The sequence below is a fragment of the Paraburkholderia tagetis genome, from assembly GCF_022213065.1.
In the GTDB taxonomy this organism is placed as follows: domain Bacteria; phylum Pseudomonadota; class Gammaproteobacteria; order Burkholderiales; family Burkholderiaceae; genus Paraburkholderia; species Paraburkholderia tagetis.
Map to the genome: position 1 here is coordinate 80,310 of NZ_JAKLJA010000006.1, position 17,405 is coordinate 97,714.

15 protein-coding genes are annotated in these 17,405 nt (G+C 66.2%); 3 read left to right on the top strand and 12 right to left on the bottom strand.

The window, feature by feature from the left end; genetic code table 11:
• The first annotated feature begins 122 nt into the window (after positions 1 to 122).
• Positions 123 to 872 carry an ABC transporter ATP-binding protein gene (locus L5014_RS10480; protein ID WP_238463559.1) on the top strand — a complete coding sequence of 250 codons (750 nt, stop codon included), beginning with the start codon at positions 123 to 125 and terminating at the stop codon, positions 870 to 872.
• Entirely contained in the window at positions 869 to 1,693 is an 825-nt protein-coding gene (locus L5014_RS10485; RefSeq protein ID WP_238463560.1) for an ABC transporter permease, read from the top strand. The genes L5014_RS10480 and L5014_RS10485 overlap by 4 nt, the downstream gene beginning before the upstream one ends.
• A 42-nt stretch (positions 1,694 to 1,735) precedes the next feature.
• Here the strand turns inward: L5014_RS10485 and L5014_RS10490 are convergent, their stop codons facing one another.
• Positions 1,736 to 2,284, bottom strand: coding sequence for a DUF6013 family protein (locus L5014_RS10490; protein WP_238463561.1), 549 nt, complete (start codon positions 2,282 to 2,284; stop codon positions 1,736 to 1,738).
• Positions 2,285 to 2,514: 230 nt separating this feature from the next.
• Positions 2,515 to 3,465 carry a non-homologous end-joining DNA ligase gene (gene ligD, locus L5014_RS10495; RefSeq protein ID WP_420800048.1) on the bottom strand — a complete coding sequence of 317 codons (951 nt, stop codon included), beginning with the start codon at positions 3,463 to 3,465 and terminating at the stop codon, positions 2,515 to 2,517.
• 505 nt (positions 3,466 to 3,970) lie between these two features.
• On the opposite strand from ligD, the gene serB reads away from it, so the two are divergent.
• Positions 3,971 to 4,810, top strand: coding sequence for a phosphoserine phosphatase SerB (serB, locus tag L5014_RS10500; RefSeq protein ID WP_238463562.1), 840 nt, complete (start codon positions 3,971 to 3,973; stop codon positions 4,808 to 4,810).
• A 139-nt stretch (positions 4,811 to 4,949) separates the two neighbouring features.
• Here the strand turns inward: serB and L5014_RS10505 are convergent, their stop codons facing one another.
• From L5014_RS10505 to L5014_RS10550, 10 genes are all read right to left on the bottom strand, one after another.
• Entirely contained in the window at positions 4,950 to 6,164 is a 1,215-nt protein-coding gene (locus L5014_RS10505) for a cystathionine beta-lyase (RefSeq protein ID WP_238463563.1), read from the bottom strand.
• 232 nt (positions 6,165 to 6,396) lie between these two features.
• Positions 6,397 to 7,071 carry a hypothetical protein gene (locus tag L5014_RS10510; protein WP_238463564.1) on the bottom strand — a complete coding sequence of 225 codons (675 nt, stop codon included), beginning with the start codon at positions 7,069 to 7,071 and terminating at the stop codon, positions 6,397 to 6,399.
• The gene (locus L5014_RS10515; RefSeq protein ID WP_420800049.1) at positions 7,071 to 8,021 is read right to left on the bottom strand and encodes a sugar kinase; all 951 of its coding nucleotides are present in this window, start codon (positions 8,019 to 8,021) and stop codon (positions 7,071 to 7,073) included. The genes L5014_RS10510 and L5014_RS10515 overlap by 1 nt, the downstream gene beginning before the upstream one ends.
• Positions 8,022 to 8,026: 5 nt before the next feature.
• A complete protein-coding gene (rimO, locus tag L5014_RS10520) occupies positions 8,027 to 9,364 on the bottom strand; it encodes a 30S ribosomal protein S12 methylthiotransferase RimO (RefSeq protein ID WP_238463710.1) in 1,338 nt (445 codons plus the stop codon).
• Positions 9,365 to 9,681: 317 nt separating this feature from the next.
• On the bottom strand, positions 9,682 to 10,293 hold the full coding sequence (phaR, locus tag L5014_RS10525; protein ID WP_238463565.1) for a polyhydroxyalkanoate synthesis repressor PhaR: 612 nt from the start codon (positions 10,291 to 10,293) through the stop codon (positions 9,682 to 9,684).
• Positions 10,294 to 10,454: 161 nt separating this feature from the next.
• Positions 10,455 to 11,195 carry a 3-ketoacyl-ACP reductase gene (locus L5014_RS10530; protein WP_238463566.1) on the bottom strand — a complete coding sequence of 247 codons (741 nt, stop codon included), beginning with the start codon at positions 11,193 to 11,195 and terminating at the stop codon, positions 10,455 to 10,457.
• A gap of 230 nt (positions 11,196 to 11,425) precedes the next feature.
• Positions 11,426 to 12,607 carry an acetyl-CoA C-acetyltransferase gene (locus L5014_RS10535; protein WP_238463567.1) on the bottom strand — a complete coding sequence of 394 codons (1,182 nt, stop codon included), beginning with the start codon at positions 12,605 to 12,607 and terminating at the stop codon, positions 11,426 to 11,428.
• A 149-nt stretch (positions 12,608 to 12,756) separates the two neighbouring features.
• A complete protein-coding gene (phaC, locus tag L5014_RS10540; protein WP_420800050.1) occupies positions 12,757 to 14,595 on the bottom strand; it encodes a class I poly(R)-hydroxyalkanoic acid synthase in 1,839 nt (612 codons plus the stop codon).
• Between the two features lie 550 nt (positions 14,596 to 15,145).
• Entirely contained in the window at positions 15,146 to 16,036 is an 891-nt protein-coding gene (gene pgeF, locus L5014_RS10545) for a peptidoglycan editing factor PgeF (protein WP_238463569.1), read from the bottom strand.
• A complete protein-coding gene (locus L5014_RS10550) occupies positions 16,033 to 17,349 on the bottom strand; it encodes an RluA family pseudouridine synthase (RefSeq protein WP_238463570.1) in 1,317 nt (438 codons plus the stop codon). Before L5014_RS10550 ends, pgeF begins: the two co-directional genes overlap by 4 nt.
• Between the last annotated feature and the right edge of the window lie 56 nt (positions 17,350 to 17,405).

Below are 17,405 nucleotides of genomic sequence, written 5' to 3' on the forward strand. Positions count from 1 at the left end.
TTGTTTCGCCAGCCATAGCGCAGCAGCCTGCGTGCCTGCTTGCTTATCCAGCTGGCGAGGACCTGCGCTGCACTGCATCACGTCGCGCGCTGCATCGCGGCATACTTTTTTGCAATTCTCCGATGACTCATCAGAACGATTCGAGCCGCTCCGGCGTTGACACGGCGGCCGCGCCGCTCGTCGAAGCAAAGCGCATCACGCGCCGCGACGCCCAGCGCGGGCAGGTCTTGCTGCACCCGACCGATTTCGCGCTGCACGCCGGGGAACGCGTCGTGCTCACAGGACCATCCGGCTCGGGCAAGAGCGTGTTCCTGCGCGCGCTCGCGCTGCTCGATCCGCTCGACGGCGGCGTGCTGCACTGGCACGGCCAGCCGATCGCGCATGCACGGGTTCCGCGCTACCGACGCCACATCGCCTATGTGCGACAGCGGCCCGCGCTGATCGACGGCACGGTGGAGGACAATCTGCGCTATCCCTTTTCGCTTGCGGTCTATCGCGGCGCCACGTTCGACGTCGCGCGCGTGCGCGCGCTATTCGACGCGGCGGGCCGGGGGTCCGGCTTCCTCGCGCGCGAGTCCGCCGAGCTTTCCGGCGGCGAAGCGCAGATCGTGGCGCTCGTGCGCGTGCTGCAACTCGATCCCGAGGCGCTGCTGCTCGACGAGCCCACCGCCTCGCTCGATCCCGAGTCGGCGCGCGCGGTCGAAACGCTGATCGCTCAATGGTTCGAACGCGAGCGGGCCGCACGCGCGACCGTCTGGGTCTCGCACGATCCCGCGCAGGCGCAACGTGTGGGTGAGCGCCACATCACGATGCGCGCGGGCATGCTCGACGAGTCCGCCCCCGCGCAGACCGCCATGGGAGCGCTGCGATGAGCCCCGGCGTGCTGCAGGATCTCGGTATCGGCGACGTCGCCATCGCGGCGCTGCTGGTGTTCGTCAACGGCGCCGTTTCGGTGCTGCTCAAGCTCGATCTCGAGCGCAAGCTCGCATGGGCCGCCGTGCGCACCGTCGTGCAATTGCTCGCGATTGGCTATGTGCTTGGCTGGGTGTTCGCGTTCAACCGCTGGTACGCAGTGCTGCCGCTGATGGCGCTGATGACGCTCATCGCTGGCATCGCGGGCTCGCAGCGCGGTGCGCGCACTTACACGGGCCAGCGCGTGGACAGTATCATGTCGATATGGATCAGCGCGTGGCTCGTGGCGGCCGTGGGTCTGTTCGTCGTGATCCGCATCCGGCCGTGGTACGAGCCGCAATATGCGATACCGATCCTCGGCATGATTCTCGGCAATACGCTCACCGGTGTGTCGCTCGGCGTCGAGCGCATGATGCAGGAACTCACCGCCCGGCGCGACCGCGTGGAGAGCGCCCTCGCGCTCGGCGCCACACGCTGGGAGGCGGCCCAGGCGAGCGCGCGCGAAGCGGTGCGCGCGGGCATGATCCCGACGCTCAACCAGATGGCCGTGGTGGGGGTGGTGAGCCTGCCCGGCATGATGACGGGCCAGGTGCTCGCGGGACAGTCGCCGCTGCAGGCGGTGCGCTATCAGATCGTGATCATGTTCCTGATTGCGGCTTCGTCGGCGCTTGGCACCGTGGGTGCCGTCGTGCTCGCCTACCGGCGGCTCTTTTCGACCGAGCATTGCTTTCTGGCCGCGCGGCTCATCGAGCGGGACGCGCGCGCGAAAGCGCGCGCATAAACAAACCGCGCGAATCGCGCAGCCGGAGCGTTACCCAACCGGCTAACGTTGCGCCGAAATGCTCAACTGTGTGCCGTCGCTGAGCTTGAGCGTCTTGGCGGTGCCGTTGGTCGGCATCGAGAAGTGCAGCACCTCGCTATGCGCGACCACCTCGGGGCACTGCGCGCCCGCCGCAGCCTTGCCGGTACGCGGCGCCTGGGCCCGGAAGCTCACCTGCACATTCGCCGTGCCGTCCTGCGCGACGATAGGCGCAAGACGCAACTGGGTCTGACGCACCATCGCGCCGTTGGCGTCGAGCGGCAGCGAGCTGTAGTCCGGACAGCTTTGCGCAGCCGGCACCGCGCCGCCTGGCGGGGTGGTGCGCCAGGTGAAGTCGTCGGTGTCGCCCGAACGCAGCGTGCGGGTCTCCTGAGAGTTGCCGTAGAACTTCGACGTGACCTTCACCGTGTAACGGATCGGGCCGTCGGGCGGAGTCTTCGAAGTCACCTTGATCGGTGTCGAGGCGAGCGCCGGCAGCGCGATCGCGCAAGACAGGGCAACGGCAACACGAACGAGCGCCGCGCGAGTGCGGCTGGAGCTGCTGCAAGGCATGCGTCACCTCCTGGCGGGAGCTGCCGCGGCCGCGATCGACGCGGTGCGGGCAGCACGTGGCGGAACTTCTACTGTCAGTCTAGCGCGCCGCGCGAAGCCGTGCGCCGGACGATGACGTCGGCCCGACCAGGTTTTATCCGGCTTGCCAGGCCGCGCATTTTGTTAGCAATGCGCAACGTGTCGCCGGCTCACCCGCACACTGCCCCGGTGAATAAGGGGAGCACGCTCATTCACGCGCCCGTCTGGGCACCGCCCTCCTCCAGCCGCAACGTCAGCTCGCTGCTGATCGACTGACGCACCTGCGCATAGCTCGCCCACGGGTCCGAGCGTTTGACGTGCGCAAGGCGCGCGTCGATATTCGCGAGCGTCCATTGCGCGCCGCCCGTCGTATCGGCGAGTTCGTCCCACGCGATCGGCACCGAGATGCCCATGCCGGGCCGCGCGCGCACACCATAGGCAACCGCCGTGCTGGCGCCGCGCACGTTGCGCAGATAATCGACGAAAATCTTTTTCTTGCGATGCTCGGGGCCCGCGGTCGCCGTGAACTGCGTGGGCCAGCCCGAAGCAAGGCGCTGCGCCACGGCACGTGCAAAGGCCTTGGCGTCGTCCCAGCTCGCCGTACCTGGCACACACCGCGCAAGCGGCGCGAGCGGCACGACGATATGCAGCCCCTTGCCGCCGCTCGTCTTGCAGAACGCATCGAGGCCGAGATCGGCGAGCACCATGCGCGTGAGCTGCGCGGCCTCGATCACGCGGTCCCAGCCGAGCGCGGGATCGGGATCGAGGTCGAGCACGACGCGGTCGGGCGCTTCGATATCGGCGGTAACGGCATTCCAGGTGTGCAACTCGATCGCGTCCATCTGCACGACGTGCACGAGCGCTTCGAGCGAGTCGATAGTGAGAATCGGCAGATGGCCGGGATCGAGACCTTCGTGCTGCGTGACCTCGGGAATCGGCGAGCGCGCGCTGTGGCGCTGGAAGAAAAGTTCGCCGTCGAGGCCTTGCGGCGCGCGCACGAGCGAAACGGGACGATCGCGCAAGTGTGGCAGCAGCCAGGGCGCGGCGCGCGCGTAATAGCGCACGAGGTCGAGCTTGCGAGTGCCGCTGTCCACGTCGATGACGCGGCGCGCGCTGGTGATGCGTATGCCGGCGACTTCGCCGGTGGTGCCATGGCGGCCCAAAGAGGCGCGAGGAGATCGGGGCGCCCGGGGTGTGGAGGCGCGCGGCGCGCGCTGGGCGGACGCGCTGGACGCGGTTTGCACCGCAGCGTCCGTAGCCTCGGCCCGCGCGCCGGTCGGCGTTCGGGCGGTGCCTGTGTGAGCATTGCTAGCGTCCTGCATACCGGTTCCCCTTGCGCCCTCACTGGGCGCATGCGACGCATCGCGCGACGCGAGTCGGGACACGTACGGTTGACGGCACGCGGCGGCCGTCCCCCGCCGGGCGCCGCACGTGCGTTCATTGTGCCCAAAATGGCAGCTTTCGTCTCTGTAAGCCGTGAGCCAGCCGCGAACAGGCCGTGAATCCGCAGTGAAGCGGGCCGCGCCCCCACATCGAAACGGTACAATTCGCCTTTCGCCGCCGCGCATTGGCCAGAATGACCGGTCTTTGCGCCCTTTTACCGATACCCGTTCGATCCTCCGCCAGTTTCCGGGGTGCCATCCCGGGATCTTCAGCGCCGCCCACGTCATGAATCTCGTCATCCAGAGTCCCGCTCCGCTGCAAGCCGTCCACCACAAGCCGCTGCTCGCACTCGCGCGCGGCAGCCGCCTCGTGCCGATCGACGCGCACGCGATCCGCATCGAAGACGCCGCGCCCGCGCAGCGCGCCGACCTCGAGGTCTATTGCGGAACGCATCAGCTCGACTATGCGTTCGTCGAGCCGGGCCGCACGCTCGCCGGCTTCGGACTGCTCGCCATGGACATGGACTCGACGCTCATCACGATCGAATGCGTCGACGAAATTGCCGACTTCTGCGGCCTGAAGGCCGAAGTCGCGGCGATCACCGAGGCGTCGATGCGCGGCGAGATCAAGGACTTCAACGAAAGCCTCACGCGCCGCGTGGCGCTGCTCAAGGGGCTCGATGCGAGCGCGCTGGAGCGCGTCTACGAAGAGCGCCTGCAACTCTCGCCCGGCGCCGAAAACATGCTCGCCGGTGCGAAGGCCGCGGGCATGAAGACGCTGCTCGTCTCGGGCGGCTTCACGTTCTTCACCGAGCGGCTGAAGGCGCGCCTCGGCCTCGATTTCACGCGCGCAAACACGCTGGAGATCGTCGACGGCAAGCTCACTGGCCGCGTCGTGGGCGAGATCGTCAATGCGGATGTGAAGGCGCGCGTGCTCGTCGAAACCTGCGCGCAGATCGGCGTCGAGCCGCGCCGCGCGATTGCGATGGGCGACGGCTCGAACGACCTGAAGATGATGGCCGAGGCGGGTCTCTCGGTGGCCTTCCGCGCGAAGCCCGTGGTACGCGAGGCGGCCAGCGTCGCGTTCAACTTCGTCGGACTCGACGGGTTGCTGCGACTCTTCTGAGCGGCCTTGCTGCGGCTCCTCTGAGCGGCTTGTCCGCGATCTTCCGCGCCGGCTATATCGTGCCGCGCAGCGCCGAAACGACAACGGCCGCGCCTGTCGCCCAGCGACAGACGCGGCCGTTCCGTTCTTCCTGCCGACTTTATTCTTGCGGGCCCCGCACCGGAACACCGCTTTCCAGCGTCGCGAGCGCGCGTTCGAGGTCGGCACGCAGATCGGCTTCATCTTCGAGGCCGATATAGAAACGCACCAACGTCCCGCGATGTGGCCAGGCCGCCGCGGTGCGCATCGACGCGATGTCGTAGGGCATCGCGAGGCTATGCGCCCCACCCCAGCTCCAGCCGAGCGAGAACAGCTCGAGCGACTCGCAGAACGTGTCGATCTGCGCGGGGCTGTAGCGTTCGTCGAACACCACCGAGAACAGGCCGCCCGCACCCGTGAAATCGCGCTCGTAGAACTCATGGCCCGGACAATCGGCGAATGCGGGATGCAGCATCGCCGCGATCTCGCTGCGCGCCTTCAGCCACGTCGCGAGCGCGAACGCCGTGCGGTCGTGCGTCTCGAAGCGCGCCTTCATGCTCGGCAGCCCGCGCAGAACGAACGAGCAGTCGTCCGACGAGACGCCGATGCCAAGCCGCATGCGCGCTGCCTTGAGCTTCAGATACAAGTCGCGGTCCTGCGTGATCGTTGCGCCCATCAGCACGTCGCTGCCGCCCGATTGATACTTCGTGAGCGCCTGCACCGAGATGTCGATGCCATGCTCGAACGGCTTGAACGCGAGACCCGCCGACCACGTGTTGTCGATCGCCGTAACGACGTTGCGCGCGCGTGCGGCCGCGGTAATCGCGCGCACGTCGGGCACCTCCATCGTCACCGAGCCGGGCGCTTCCAGCCAGATCAGCTTCGTTTCGGGGCGGATCAGCTCCGCGATGCCCGCGCCGATCATCGGATCGTAATAGCGCGCCGTCAGGCCGAAATCGCGTGCGAGCCAGTCGCCGTGATCGCGGTTCGGTGAATAGACGTTGTCGGGAATCAGCACGTCGTCGCCAGCCTTCAGGAGACCGAAGTACACGTTCGAGATGGCCGAGAGACCCGACGGCTGCAACAGCGCATGCTCGCCGCCCTCGATGGCGGCCAGGCGCTGCATGAGCATCGCGGACGTAGGCGTGGCGTGCAGGCCGTAGCGCCATTGCGCGTCGTTGCGCCAGTCGAGCGAGCGCACCGCGTTGAGATCGGGGAACACGACGGTCGAGGCGCGCGTGACGGGCGCGGCAAACGACTCGAAACCGGGCGTGATCTCTTCTTCGGGACGAACGATGCGCGTCTGCAATGCGTGGCTGGATTTGGATTTCTTCATGTCGGTGGCAGGCGGTAAAAGCACTGAAGGTTAGGTGGCGCGGCGCTCCACTGGACGAGGCCGACAACGAAGCAAAACGGGAGCCGCGACGCGCGTCGCATGCAAAAGATTAACACCTGCGCCAGGACGAATCACCGCGATGGCACAACGCCCGCGCTCTGGCGCGGGGTACACATGTAGACATCGGAGGCGGCGCCCACGCTCGAGTGCGGAGCGCGCCGTACGGCGCGCGTTATTCGCCGGTCACGAGATTGCCGACGCCGTTCACGGCCTTGCCGCCTTGCGCGGTGGTGGCGGTGGGAGCGGCCGTCGTGGCCGCACCGGCCGCGTGTGCCCCGCTCACCGCGGGCGCCGACGCCCCCGCTGCAAGCGGCTTCAAATCGAACGGCTGCGGATTCGAGTCGTCGATTTCCATGCGGTCGCCGGAGAGCGAGCCGTCGGCGGCGAACGTGCCGACCCAGTTGCCCGTGATGCGCGAGCCGTCGTCCGATTCCTCCGCTTCGAGCGTGGTGCCGGTGCGATCGCCCGCGATCAGGATCACCTCGCCCGTATCGGTGAACTGGTACTCGCCGTGCACGCCGGTTTTGTCGTCGGGGTCGTCGGTCTTGGCGCCGAGCCGCATCACGATCGGCCGCGTGCCGAGCGTGCCCACGTATTGCGGGAACCTGACGAATTCGGGGCTCGGCTTGAGCGACGAGTGCGCCGCGCGGCTCGACGCGTTGGCCGCGTCATTTGTCGCGCTGTTTGCGGTGTCGCCGCCCACGGCGCATGCCGGGAGTGGCAATGAAATCGCTGCCACCGCCACGAGCCACACAAGGCCACGCGACGCGGCGCCGGACGGTCGTCCAACGTTCGAAATTTTCGAAACCTTCGAAGCGGCCGGGACCTTCAAAGTCGACACTTCCATCAGACGCGGTCCTTCGCAGCGAGCACGCGCTCGACTTCTTCGCGGCGCGGAATCGGCGCAACGGCGCCATAGCCTTGTGTCGACAGTGCCGCGGCCGCATTCGCGTAATGTGCCGCCGCGAACGGATCGTCGCCGGCCACGAGCCGGGCGACAAACGCACCGCCAAAGCAGTCGCCGGCGCCAGTGGCGTCGACGGCCGCGACGACGTGGCCCGGCACGAGGCGGCGCTCATGCGGCGTCGCCACGTAAGCGCCCGCCTTCCCGAGCTTCAACGCGACGATGCGCGAACCCAGCGAAAGCAGATGGTCGACGATCGCGTCGCGGTCGTCGAGACCCGTCAGCACCGCGACGTCGTCCCAGCTGGGCAGGCAAATGTCGGTGGCGCGCAGCACCTCGGTCATGACCGCCCGCGCGCGCGCAAGCGGCCAGAGCTTCAGGCGCAGGTTCGTATCGAAGCTCACCTGCACGCCATTCGCGCGCGCATGCTCGATGGCCGCGAACGCCGCATCGCAGGCGGCGTCGCCGATCGCCACGCTAATGCCGGACAGATGCAGCACGCGCGCGGCAGCCAGCGTGTCGAGCGGCAGATCGCCCGGCGCGTAGCGGCTTGCCGCCGAGCCCTTGCGCAGGTAATCGAAGGCATGGCCGTTGGGGCCGTGCGAGACGAAGTACACGCCGGTCGGCGCGTTGGGGTCGACACGCACCGTCGACGTAGCGACGTCTTCACGGCGCCACAGGTCGAGCAGTAGACGCCCGAACTGATCGTCGCCCACGGCCGAAACAAAGCCCGTGCGCGCGCCCTGACGCGCCGCCGCGATGGCGAAATTCGAGGTATCGCCACCGAAGCCCTGCAAATACTCGGGCTTGCCTTTCTCGGCCTGATTGAATTCGATCATGGCCTCGCCATAGGCGAGGATTTCCGGCGTCGCGCGCGTCATCGCGTGTGCCATTTCGATCAGACCTCGCCCCACAGATCGTGGCCGTCGGCGCCGGTGATCTTCACCGAAACGAAGTCGCCAACCTTGTAGCGCTTCGAAGCCTTGGTCGTGGGCGCGACATAGACCACGCCGTCGATCTCGGGCGCATCCGCCGCCGTGCGGCCAATGCCGCCGTCGGGATTGATCTCGTCGATGAGCACCTTGAGCGTCTTGCCGACCTTGCGCTGGATGCGCTTCGCCGACACTTCCTCGGCCACTTCCATGAAACGCGCGCGGCGTTCTTCGCGCACTTCGTCGGGCAGCGCGCCGTCGAGCTCGTTGGCGCTCGCGCCTTCGACCGGCGAGTAGGCGAAACAGCCCACATGGTCGAGCTCGGCTTCACGGATGAAGTCGAGCAGCGTCTCGAACTGCTCTTCGGTCTCGCCGGGGAAGCCCGCAATGAAGGTGCTGCGGATCGTAAGGTCCGGGCACATCTCGCGCCACGCCTTCACGCGCTCCATCACCTTCTCCGCGTTCGCGGGACGCTTCATGCGCTTGAGCACCTCGGGATGCGCGTGCTGGAACGGCACGTCGAGGTACGGCAGCACGTGGCCCTTGAACGGGCCTTGCGCCATGAGCGGGATGACTTCGTCCACGCTCGGGTACGGGTACACGTAGTGCAGACGCACCCACGCGCCATACTGCGCGGCCAGCTCACCGAGCGCCGCGACCAGGTCGGTCATGCGCGTCTTGATGGGCTTGCCGTTCCAGAAGCCGGTGCGGTATTTCACGTCGACGCCATAGGCGCTCGTGTCCTGCGAAATGACGAGCAGTTCCTTCACGCCCGACTTGAAGAGGTTCTCCGCTTCGAGCATGACCTCCGCAACCGGACGCGACACGAGGTCGCCGCGCATCGACGGAATGATGCAGAAGGTGCAGCGGTGATTGCAGCCTTCGGAAATCTTGAGATACGCGTAGTGGCGCGGCGTGAGCTTCACGCCCGCCGGCGGCACGAGATCGACGAACGGATCGTGCGGCTTGGGCAGATGGCTATGCACCGCCTGCATGACTTCGCCCACGGCATGCGGGCCGGTCACGGCCAGCACCTTGGGATGCACTTCCTCGATGAGATTCGAGCCGCTCGCACTGGCCTTCGCACCCAGACATCCGGTGACGATTACCTTGCCGTTTTCGTTGAGCGCCTCGCCGATGGCGTCGAGGCTCTCCTGCACGGCTTCGTCGATGAACCCGCAGGTATTGACCACGACCAGATCGGCACCGTCATAGGATCCTGAGATTTCGTAACCCTCGGCGCGCAGCTGGGTAAGGATCTGTTCCGAGTCGACAAGGGCCTTCGGGCAGCCGAGGGATACCATGCCCACGCGCGGTGCAGGATTGCGGGAGGTCGTTGATTCAACTGGGTTTTTCACGTGTACGTCCGGATGTGGGGCGCAGGGCGGAGAATGCGCCGTGCGAAATCAAGCCAATCCGGCATTTTACCCGTTTGACGTATCGAGCGGCGCGCGTTAGCTGGCTAGCACCGAGTGGGCGCGACCTGAAGACCGCCTGAATGCTGTCCGGGCTCCACTGGAGCCCGGACCTCGAATATGGCGGCGCGCGCGGTTCACCGCGCCAGGCCGCCCGTGGCAACGGTCATTGTGGGCGTAACAGTAAGCCCCCCGCAGGCTGGCCGTTATTTCTTCTCGTCTTCGCCGCTGCCGCCTTCGTTCGCGCCTTGTGCGGGTGCGGCCGGCGAGGCGGGCGTCGCGGGCTTGAACGGAAAGCTGCTGAACATGTTCTTCGCCTGGTTCTGCATCTGCTCCTGCATCTGCACGAACATGTTCTTCGATTGCTCGATGTAGCTGGTCATCATGCCCTGCATCATCGGCGCCTGCATGTTCATGAACTGCGACCAGACCTCGGGGTTCATCGCGTTGCCTTCGTAGAGGTTCTTCGACTGATCGGCAAGCTTGTTCTGGATGTCGATGAACGCCTGGATGTTTTTTTCCAGGTACGTGCCCATCATGCCCTGCATCGCATGTCCGTAGAAACGGATGATTTGCGACAGCATCGACGACGAGAACATCGGCAGGCCGCCGCTCTCCTCTTCGAGAATGATCTGCAGCAGGATGCTGCGCGTGAGGTCTTCGTTGCTCTTCGCGTCGATGACCTTGAATTCCTCCTGATCGAGCACGAGTTGCTTCACATCCGTCAACGTGATGTAGGTGCTCGTCTCCGTGTCGTACAACCGACGGTTCGGATATTTTTTGATCAGTCGTTCGGCGGTCTTCTTTGTAGTCGTCATATGTCGCCCTTGTAAGCGCCAACGCGCGACGGCGGATGCCATCGCGCGCTGCGCTGCCTTCCAGCCCGGAAGCGGTGCCTGCCCCGGCGTGCAAACAGACCCGCCACCGCCGTCGATCCCTGCGTTGCCGCACGCCCCTGTCACGCGCGCGGCGCGCGGGATCAGCCCATGTGCAACCCGCCGTTCAGCGAGAAGTCAGCACCGGTTGAGAAGCCCGACTCATCCGAGGCGAGCCACGCGACGATCGAGGCGATTTCCTCGGGCGCGCCCAGGCGGCGCACCGGAATGGTCGCGACGATCTTTTCCAGCACGTCGGGACGGATCGACTTCACCATGTCCGTGCCGATGTAGCCCGGCGAAACGGTGTTGACCGTCACGCCCTTGGTGGCCACTTCCTGCGCGAGCGCCATCGTGAAGCCGTGGATCCCGGCCTTGGCCGTCGAGTAGTTCGTTTGCCCGAACTGGCCCTTCTGACCGTTCACCGACGAAATGTTGATGACGCGGCCAAAGCCGCGCTCGACCATGCCGTCGATGACCTGCTTCGTGACGTTGAAGAGGCTCGTCAGGTTGGTGTCGATCACGGCGGTCCAGTCTTCGCGCGTCATCTTGCGGAACACCACGTCACGCGTGATGCCGGCGTTGTTGACGAGCACGTCGACCTCGCCGACTTCGGCCTTGACCTTGTCGAAAGCGAGCTTCGTAGAATCCCAGTCGCCAACGTTGCCTTCCGAGGCGACGAAGTTGAAGCCCAGTGCTTTCTGGTCTTCGAGCCACTTGACGCGGCGCGGCGAGTTCGGGCCGCAGCCCGCGACCACCTTGAAGCCCTGCTTCTCGAGGCGCTGGCAGATTCCCGTTCCGATGCCGCCCATACCGCCCGTTACATACGCAATACGCTGTGACATAAACCACACTCCATTATCGTTTTCCGGAGCGCCAACCGACGGCCCCGGCCTCGCCTCTGCTTGTTGCTCTCTGTACCGCGTCTGCCGCCATGCGCTGCCAGCACATAGGGAGCATCGCGTCGAATCAGGTCGAGTGGCGCGTTTGTTTGCCCGCGCCCGGGCGAACCGCTTACGATTCGCCCGGCGAGTGTCCGGTGCTCAGTGGCTGCTCAATCGCTACTCAATCGCACTCAATCACGCTCGAGCGCGAGCGCCACGCCCATGCCGCCGCCGATGCACAGCGAGGCGAGACCGCGCTTCGCGTCGCGGCGCTGCATTTCGTGCAGCAGCGTCACCAGAATCCGGCAGCCCGATGCACCGATCGGGTGACCGATCGCAATCGCTCCGCCGTTCACGTTGATCTTCGACGTGTCCCAGCCCATCTGCTTGTTCACGGCCAGCGCCTGTGCCGCGAACGCCTCGTTGATCTCCATGAGATCGAGATCGTTCACCGACCAGCCCGCACGCTCGAGGCAGCGCTTCGACGCCGGCACCGGGCCCATGCCCATCACCTTCGGGTCCACGCCGCCGGACGCGTAGGCCTTGATGCGCGCGAGCGGCTTCAGGCCCAGCGCCTCGGCCTTCTTCGCCGACATCACCACCACCGCCGCCGCGCCGTCGTTCAGACCCGACGCGTTCGCCGCCGTCACCGTGCCTTCCTTCGAGAACGCCGGCTTCAGGCCCGCGAGCGAATCCGCCGTCACGCCGTGGCGCACGAATTCGTCGGTGTTGAATACCAGCGGGTCGCCCTTGCGTTGCGGAATCTGCACCGGCACGATTTCCGCGTCGAAGCGGCCGGCCTTCTGCGCGGCTTCCGCCTTGTTCTGCGACAGCGCCGCGAACGCATCCTGCTCTTCACGCGTGATGCCGTATTCCTTCGCGACGTTTTCCGCCGTCACGCCCATGTGGTACTGGTTGTAGACGTCCCACAGGCCGTCGACGATCATGGTGTCGACGAGCTTCGCGTCGCCCATGCGAAAGCCGTCGCGCGAGCCCGGCAGCACGTGCGGCGCCGCGCTCATGTTTTCCTGGCCGCCGGCCACGACGATCTCCGAATCGCCCGCGAGAATCGCGTTGGCCGCGAGCATCACGGCCTTCAGGCCCGAGCCGCAGACCTTGTTGATCGTCATCGCGGGCACGCCCGTAGGCAGCCCCGCCTTGATCGACGCCTGGCGCGCGACGTTCTGGCCCGAACCCGCGGTCAGCACCTGACCCATGATCACGTCGCTCACCTGCTCGGGCTTGACACCCGCGCGCTCCAGCGCCGCCTTGATGACCAGTGCGCCCAGATCGGGCGCCGCAATCTTTGCCAGCGTGCCGCCGAATTTGCCGACCGCGGTGCGTGCGGCCGAAACGATCACAATGTCAGTCATTTTCAGTTCCTCCGGGTGGCGAGAAGTTGCAAAAGTCGCCTGCCCGTCACGTTAAAAACCCTTCACCGCGCATCGCCGCAGGATTCACGGCGCGCGCTTCGAACCCGTTCAAACTCTTCGAACCCATGAGACCCGCGACTCGACCCGCTTCAGTCGCGCTGCTGCACGTAGCGCCCAGGCGCGGGTTCGATCTCGGGAAACTCCGCCGAGCCGGCCTGCGCACGCGGCTTCACCTTCTTGCCACCGAACTGGTCGAGCCACTCGGCCCAGGTCGACCACCAGCTGCCCGGCTTTTCCTCGGCCTCGGCGAACCAGTCGTCGGCCTCGTCGGGCAGATGCTTCGCATCGGCTTCGACACTCCAGAAGCTGCGCTTGTTCTTCGAAGCCGGATTGATCACGCCGGCGATATGCCCTGACGCGCCCAGCACGAATTTGAGCGGCCCGGAAAGCAGCGGCACCGAGGCATAGGCCGAGCGCCACGGCACGATATGGTCCTCGCGCGAGCCGTAAATGAAGGTGGGAACGTCAATGCGCGAGAGGTCCACTTCTTCGCCGCACACGGTGAGCGCGCCCGGCTCGCGCAGCTTGTTCTCGAGATACGTATTGCGCAGATACCACGCATACATCGGGCCCGGCAGGCTGGTCGAGTCGCTGTTCCAGTAGAGCAGATCGAACGCCGCGGGCGTGCGGCCCTTCAGATAGTTGTCGACGACATAGTTCCAGACCAGATCGTTCGGACGCAGGAACGAGAACGTGTTCGCGAATTCCACGCCGCGCATCAGGCCTGGCGTGCCGCCGTTCTTGCCGCCGATGGTCTGTTCGCGCATCTGCACGTGCGCCTCGTCGATAAACACGTCGAGCACGCCCGTGTCGGAGAAGTCGAGCATCGCCGTGAGCAGCGTCATCGACGAAACGGGATGCTCGCCGCGCGCAGCCGCAACGGCCAGCGCCGTGGCGAGCAGCGTGCCGCCCACGCAGAAGCCGAGCGTGTTGATCTGCTCACGCCCGCTGATGCTGCGCGTCGTCTCGATGGCGGTCAGCACGCCCTCCTCGACGTAGTCGTCCCAGCCCTTATTCACAGTCGACGCGTCGCCGTTGTGCCAGGAAACGAGGAATACCTGCTGGCCCTGCTCCAGCGCGTACGCGACGAGCGAATTCTCGGGTTGCAGGTCAAGGATGTAGTACTTGTTGATGCACGGCGGCACGATCAGAAGCGGCCGCTCGCGCACGGTCGCCGTGCGCGGCTTGTACTGAATGAGCTGGAACAGCGCGTTCTCGAACACCACCGAGCCTTCGGTGTTCGCGAGATTGCGGCCCACCACGAAGCGCGATTCGTCGGTTTGCGAGATCTTGCCTCGCGACATGTCGCCGAGCAGATTCATCACGCCCTGGCGCAGGCTCTCGCCATGGCTCTCGAGCAGCGCGTGCTGCGCCTCGGGATTGAGCGCGAGAAAATTGCTGGGAGACGCGGCCGCCGTCCATTGCTGAACCGCGAAGCGGATGCGCTCGCGCGTTTTGGCGTCGGTGTCGATCGCATCGACCATTTCATGCAGGTAACGCGCGTTGAGCAGATACCACGCCGCTGTGAACGCATAGGCCGGCGTGGCCTTCCAGGCGTCCGCGCTGAAGCGGCGGTCCTTGAGTTCGGGGGACTTGGGCGAAGCGGCAGACGCCTCGCGCAAAAGATCGAGTGCCTCGCGCGAATAGTCGGCCTGCAGGTGTTGCAGGCGCGAAGGCTCGATCGAGGCTGCGGGCAGTTTGAACGCATCGAACGCGCCCAAGGCGGAACGCATCGCGGCAGGATTCATTGCGGCGCTAAACGCCGCCTGAGCGGGATTCGACGCAGCATTCGCGGCACCGTTGCCCGCGCCCGGCCAGAATGCGCCGGGTTGCCCCGCCGCTTGGCCCCAATGCTGCGCGCCCGACTGCTGCGCGGCATCCATGGCACCGCGCCACGCCTGTGTCCACGCATCGAGCATCTGTTGCATGCCCGCGGCGTCCGGTGTGAATTTCGGAATGAAAGACTGTGCACCGTCGGTTGAAGCGCCCGCACCCGGGGTTGTCTTGGAACGTTGAGATGCCGTCATGCCTGCTTTTGACCGATGTGTCCCGGAGGACTGGTTGAGAGGCAGGTGGTCCGCGCGCGGCCCACGGCTAACGTGTGCCTTGCCGCGTCCTGTCCCGTAGGTGAGGGACATTCTTGCTCCCCACTGCAAAGCGTGTCAATGCTTGTGCCCGATTTTGCCGCACTGCGATATTTTTTTTATTATCGTTTTCCCGATGTAAGCCATTTTTAAATTGGCGGACACAATGTACGGCGCATGACGGTCCAGAAAAAAGCGCCATGCGCGCAAGTGCTTGCAGTGCAATGCAGGAATCACCTGGCCGATTCGCATTGCATGAGACACCGGGCTTCGCGCCCACGGTGCAGCGCAGCAAAAACACGGCGAACGGGCCTTAAAGCCGGTGCTTGAAGCATCGGATTTGAAGCGCCGGATGAAACGCCTGATGAAGCGCCCGGCGGCGCGACGCGGCGGCTCAGGGCGTGAGCCAGATGAGCGCGGCCATGCGTCCGGTCACGGGCTCCCGGCGATAGGAGTAGAACCGTTCGCGATTCGTGAAGGTGCACAGCCCCCCGCCGCTGACGTGCGTCACGCCGATTTCGGCAAGCCGCAGGTGCGCAAGGCGGTCGAGGTGGGCGAGATACTTGCCGGGCAGTTCGGGGCGCGGCACGAACGCCGCGGCCGTATCGGCACTCATCGCATCGCGCTGCGCACCGCCGATGGCATCCATGTGATGCATGAACGCGGCACGCACGTCCTCACCCACTTCGAACGCCTTCGGGCCGATTGCCGGTCCAAGGTACGCGTGCAGCTCGCTGGTGGCGCAGCCCGCGAGCTCCGCCACGCGCTGCGCGGTTTTCTCGATGACGCCGGCGGCAAGTCCCCGCCATCCCGCGTGCGCCGCGCCGACTGCCCGGCCCGCGCCGTCGCAGAGCAGCACGGGCATGCAGTCGGCGACCATCACCGTGCAGGCGATGCCGGGCTGGTCCGTCACGCTCGCGTCGGCTTCGAGCGGCGTGCCCGCGCGGGCTGCCGCGAGCGCGACGGCCGCGTCCACCACCACCGGCCCGTGTATCTGTTTCAGCCATGCCGCCGGAACGCCCGCGTACGCGAGCAGACGCGCGCGATTGGCCTCGACGTGTTCGAGATCGTCGCCGGACGAACGGCCCAGGTTCAGGCCGCACGGCAGCTCCATACCGCCTTTGTGCGCTGCGTGCGCCGACGACACCGCATCCGCCTGCCAGCGGCCAAACGGCGGCGCGCTCACACCACCGTTACGCGTCGTCACGATTGCACGCACGCGCGGCGACACCTTCCATTCCGGGTGCAGCAAATCAGCGGAACTCAGTTCTGGGCAGATCGTCATGCGGGCTTGTCCTCTTCGCCTTCGTCGTCGTGTTCGCCGTCTTCTTCGTCGCTGTCTTCGTCGCTGTCTTCGTCGTCGTAATCCTCTTCGTCGCTGCCGATGACGTAGCCCTCATCGGTGTAGGCGCTATCGAAGACCTCGTCGTCGAAGCCGTATTCGTCCTCGCCCTCCTCGCGGCCGAAACCGAGCGCTTCGATCAGCGCGTCCATGTCGTCGGGCACCTCGGCGCGCCATTGCATCGCGCGGCCCGTGACCGGATGGATCAGGCCGAGACGCCATGCATGCAGCGCCTGGCGTGCGAAGCCGTTGGGCAGCGCCGCGACCGAGCGCTTGCCGCGCGCGTGCCCGTACACAGGGTCGCCGAGCAGCGGATGGCCGATGGCCGCGCAATGCACGCGGATCTGGTGCGTGCGCCCCGTCTCCAGGTCGCAATGGATCGCGCTCACAGGCTGGTTATGCCAGAGGGTCTTGTCGACGCGCCGGAAGTGCGTGCGCGCGGGCTTGCCCGAGGCGCCCGCCACGATCGCCATGCGCGTGCGCTCGCGCGGATCGCGGCCGATCGGCGCGTCGATCGTGCCCTCGTCGCGAATGTTGCCCCACACGAGCGCGAGATAGCGGCGCTTCACCGTGCGCGCCTGCAACTGGCGCACGAGGTCGGTTTGCGCTTCGAGCGTGCGCGCGACCACCATCAGCCCGGAGGTCTCCTTGTCGAGCCGGTGCACGATGCCCGCGCGCGGCAGGCCCGCCGCCGCCTCGCCGTAGCGATGCAGCAGCCCGTTGAGGATCGTGCCGCTCCAGTTGCCGGCGGCCGGATGCACCACGATCCCGGCGGGCTTGTTAATGACGACGATGGCGTCGTCTTCGTAGATCACGTCGAGCGGCACCGGTTCGGGCGTGAACGCGAGCTGCTCGGGCAGCAGATCCGGCACGAGTTCGATGATCGCGCCAAGCGGCACCGGCTGGCGCACCTTGGCGGGCTTGCCGTCGACATGCACTCGCTGTGCCTCGATCCAGCCTTGCAGGCGGTTGCGCGAAAATTCGGGAAAAACCTTGGCGAGCACCTTGTCGAGGCGTTCGCCAGCAAGCTCGTCGGGCACCTCGGCGCGACGGGCTTCCTGCTCTTGCTGGGCGCGGCGCGTGCGCGGCGCGGCGCCGGATGCACCGGTGGCAGAAGCGGCGGACGCCTCGCCAATGAGGTCATCATCGAGCGCCTCGCCTGCGGCTGCGTCATCGGGCTCATCGCCCAGGCTATAATCGCTGATGCTGTTTTGGGCGCCGGGAGCGCCGGCCCCCCGAGTAACTGAACGGGTCATTGAGTCTGGGTCACCTGTGGACCTGTAGCTGGACTGGATAAATGCGAGCCTTGAAC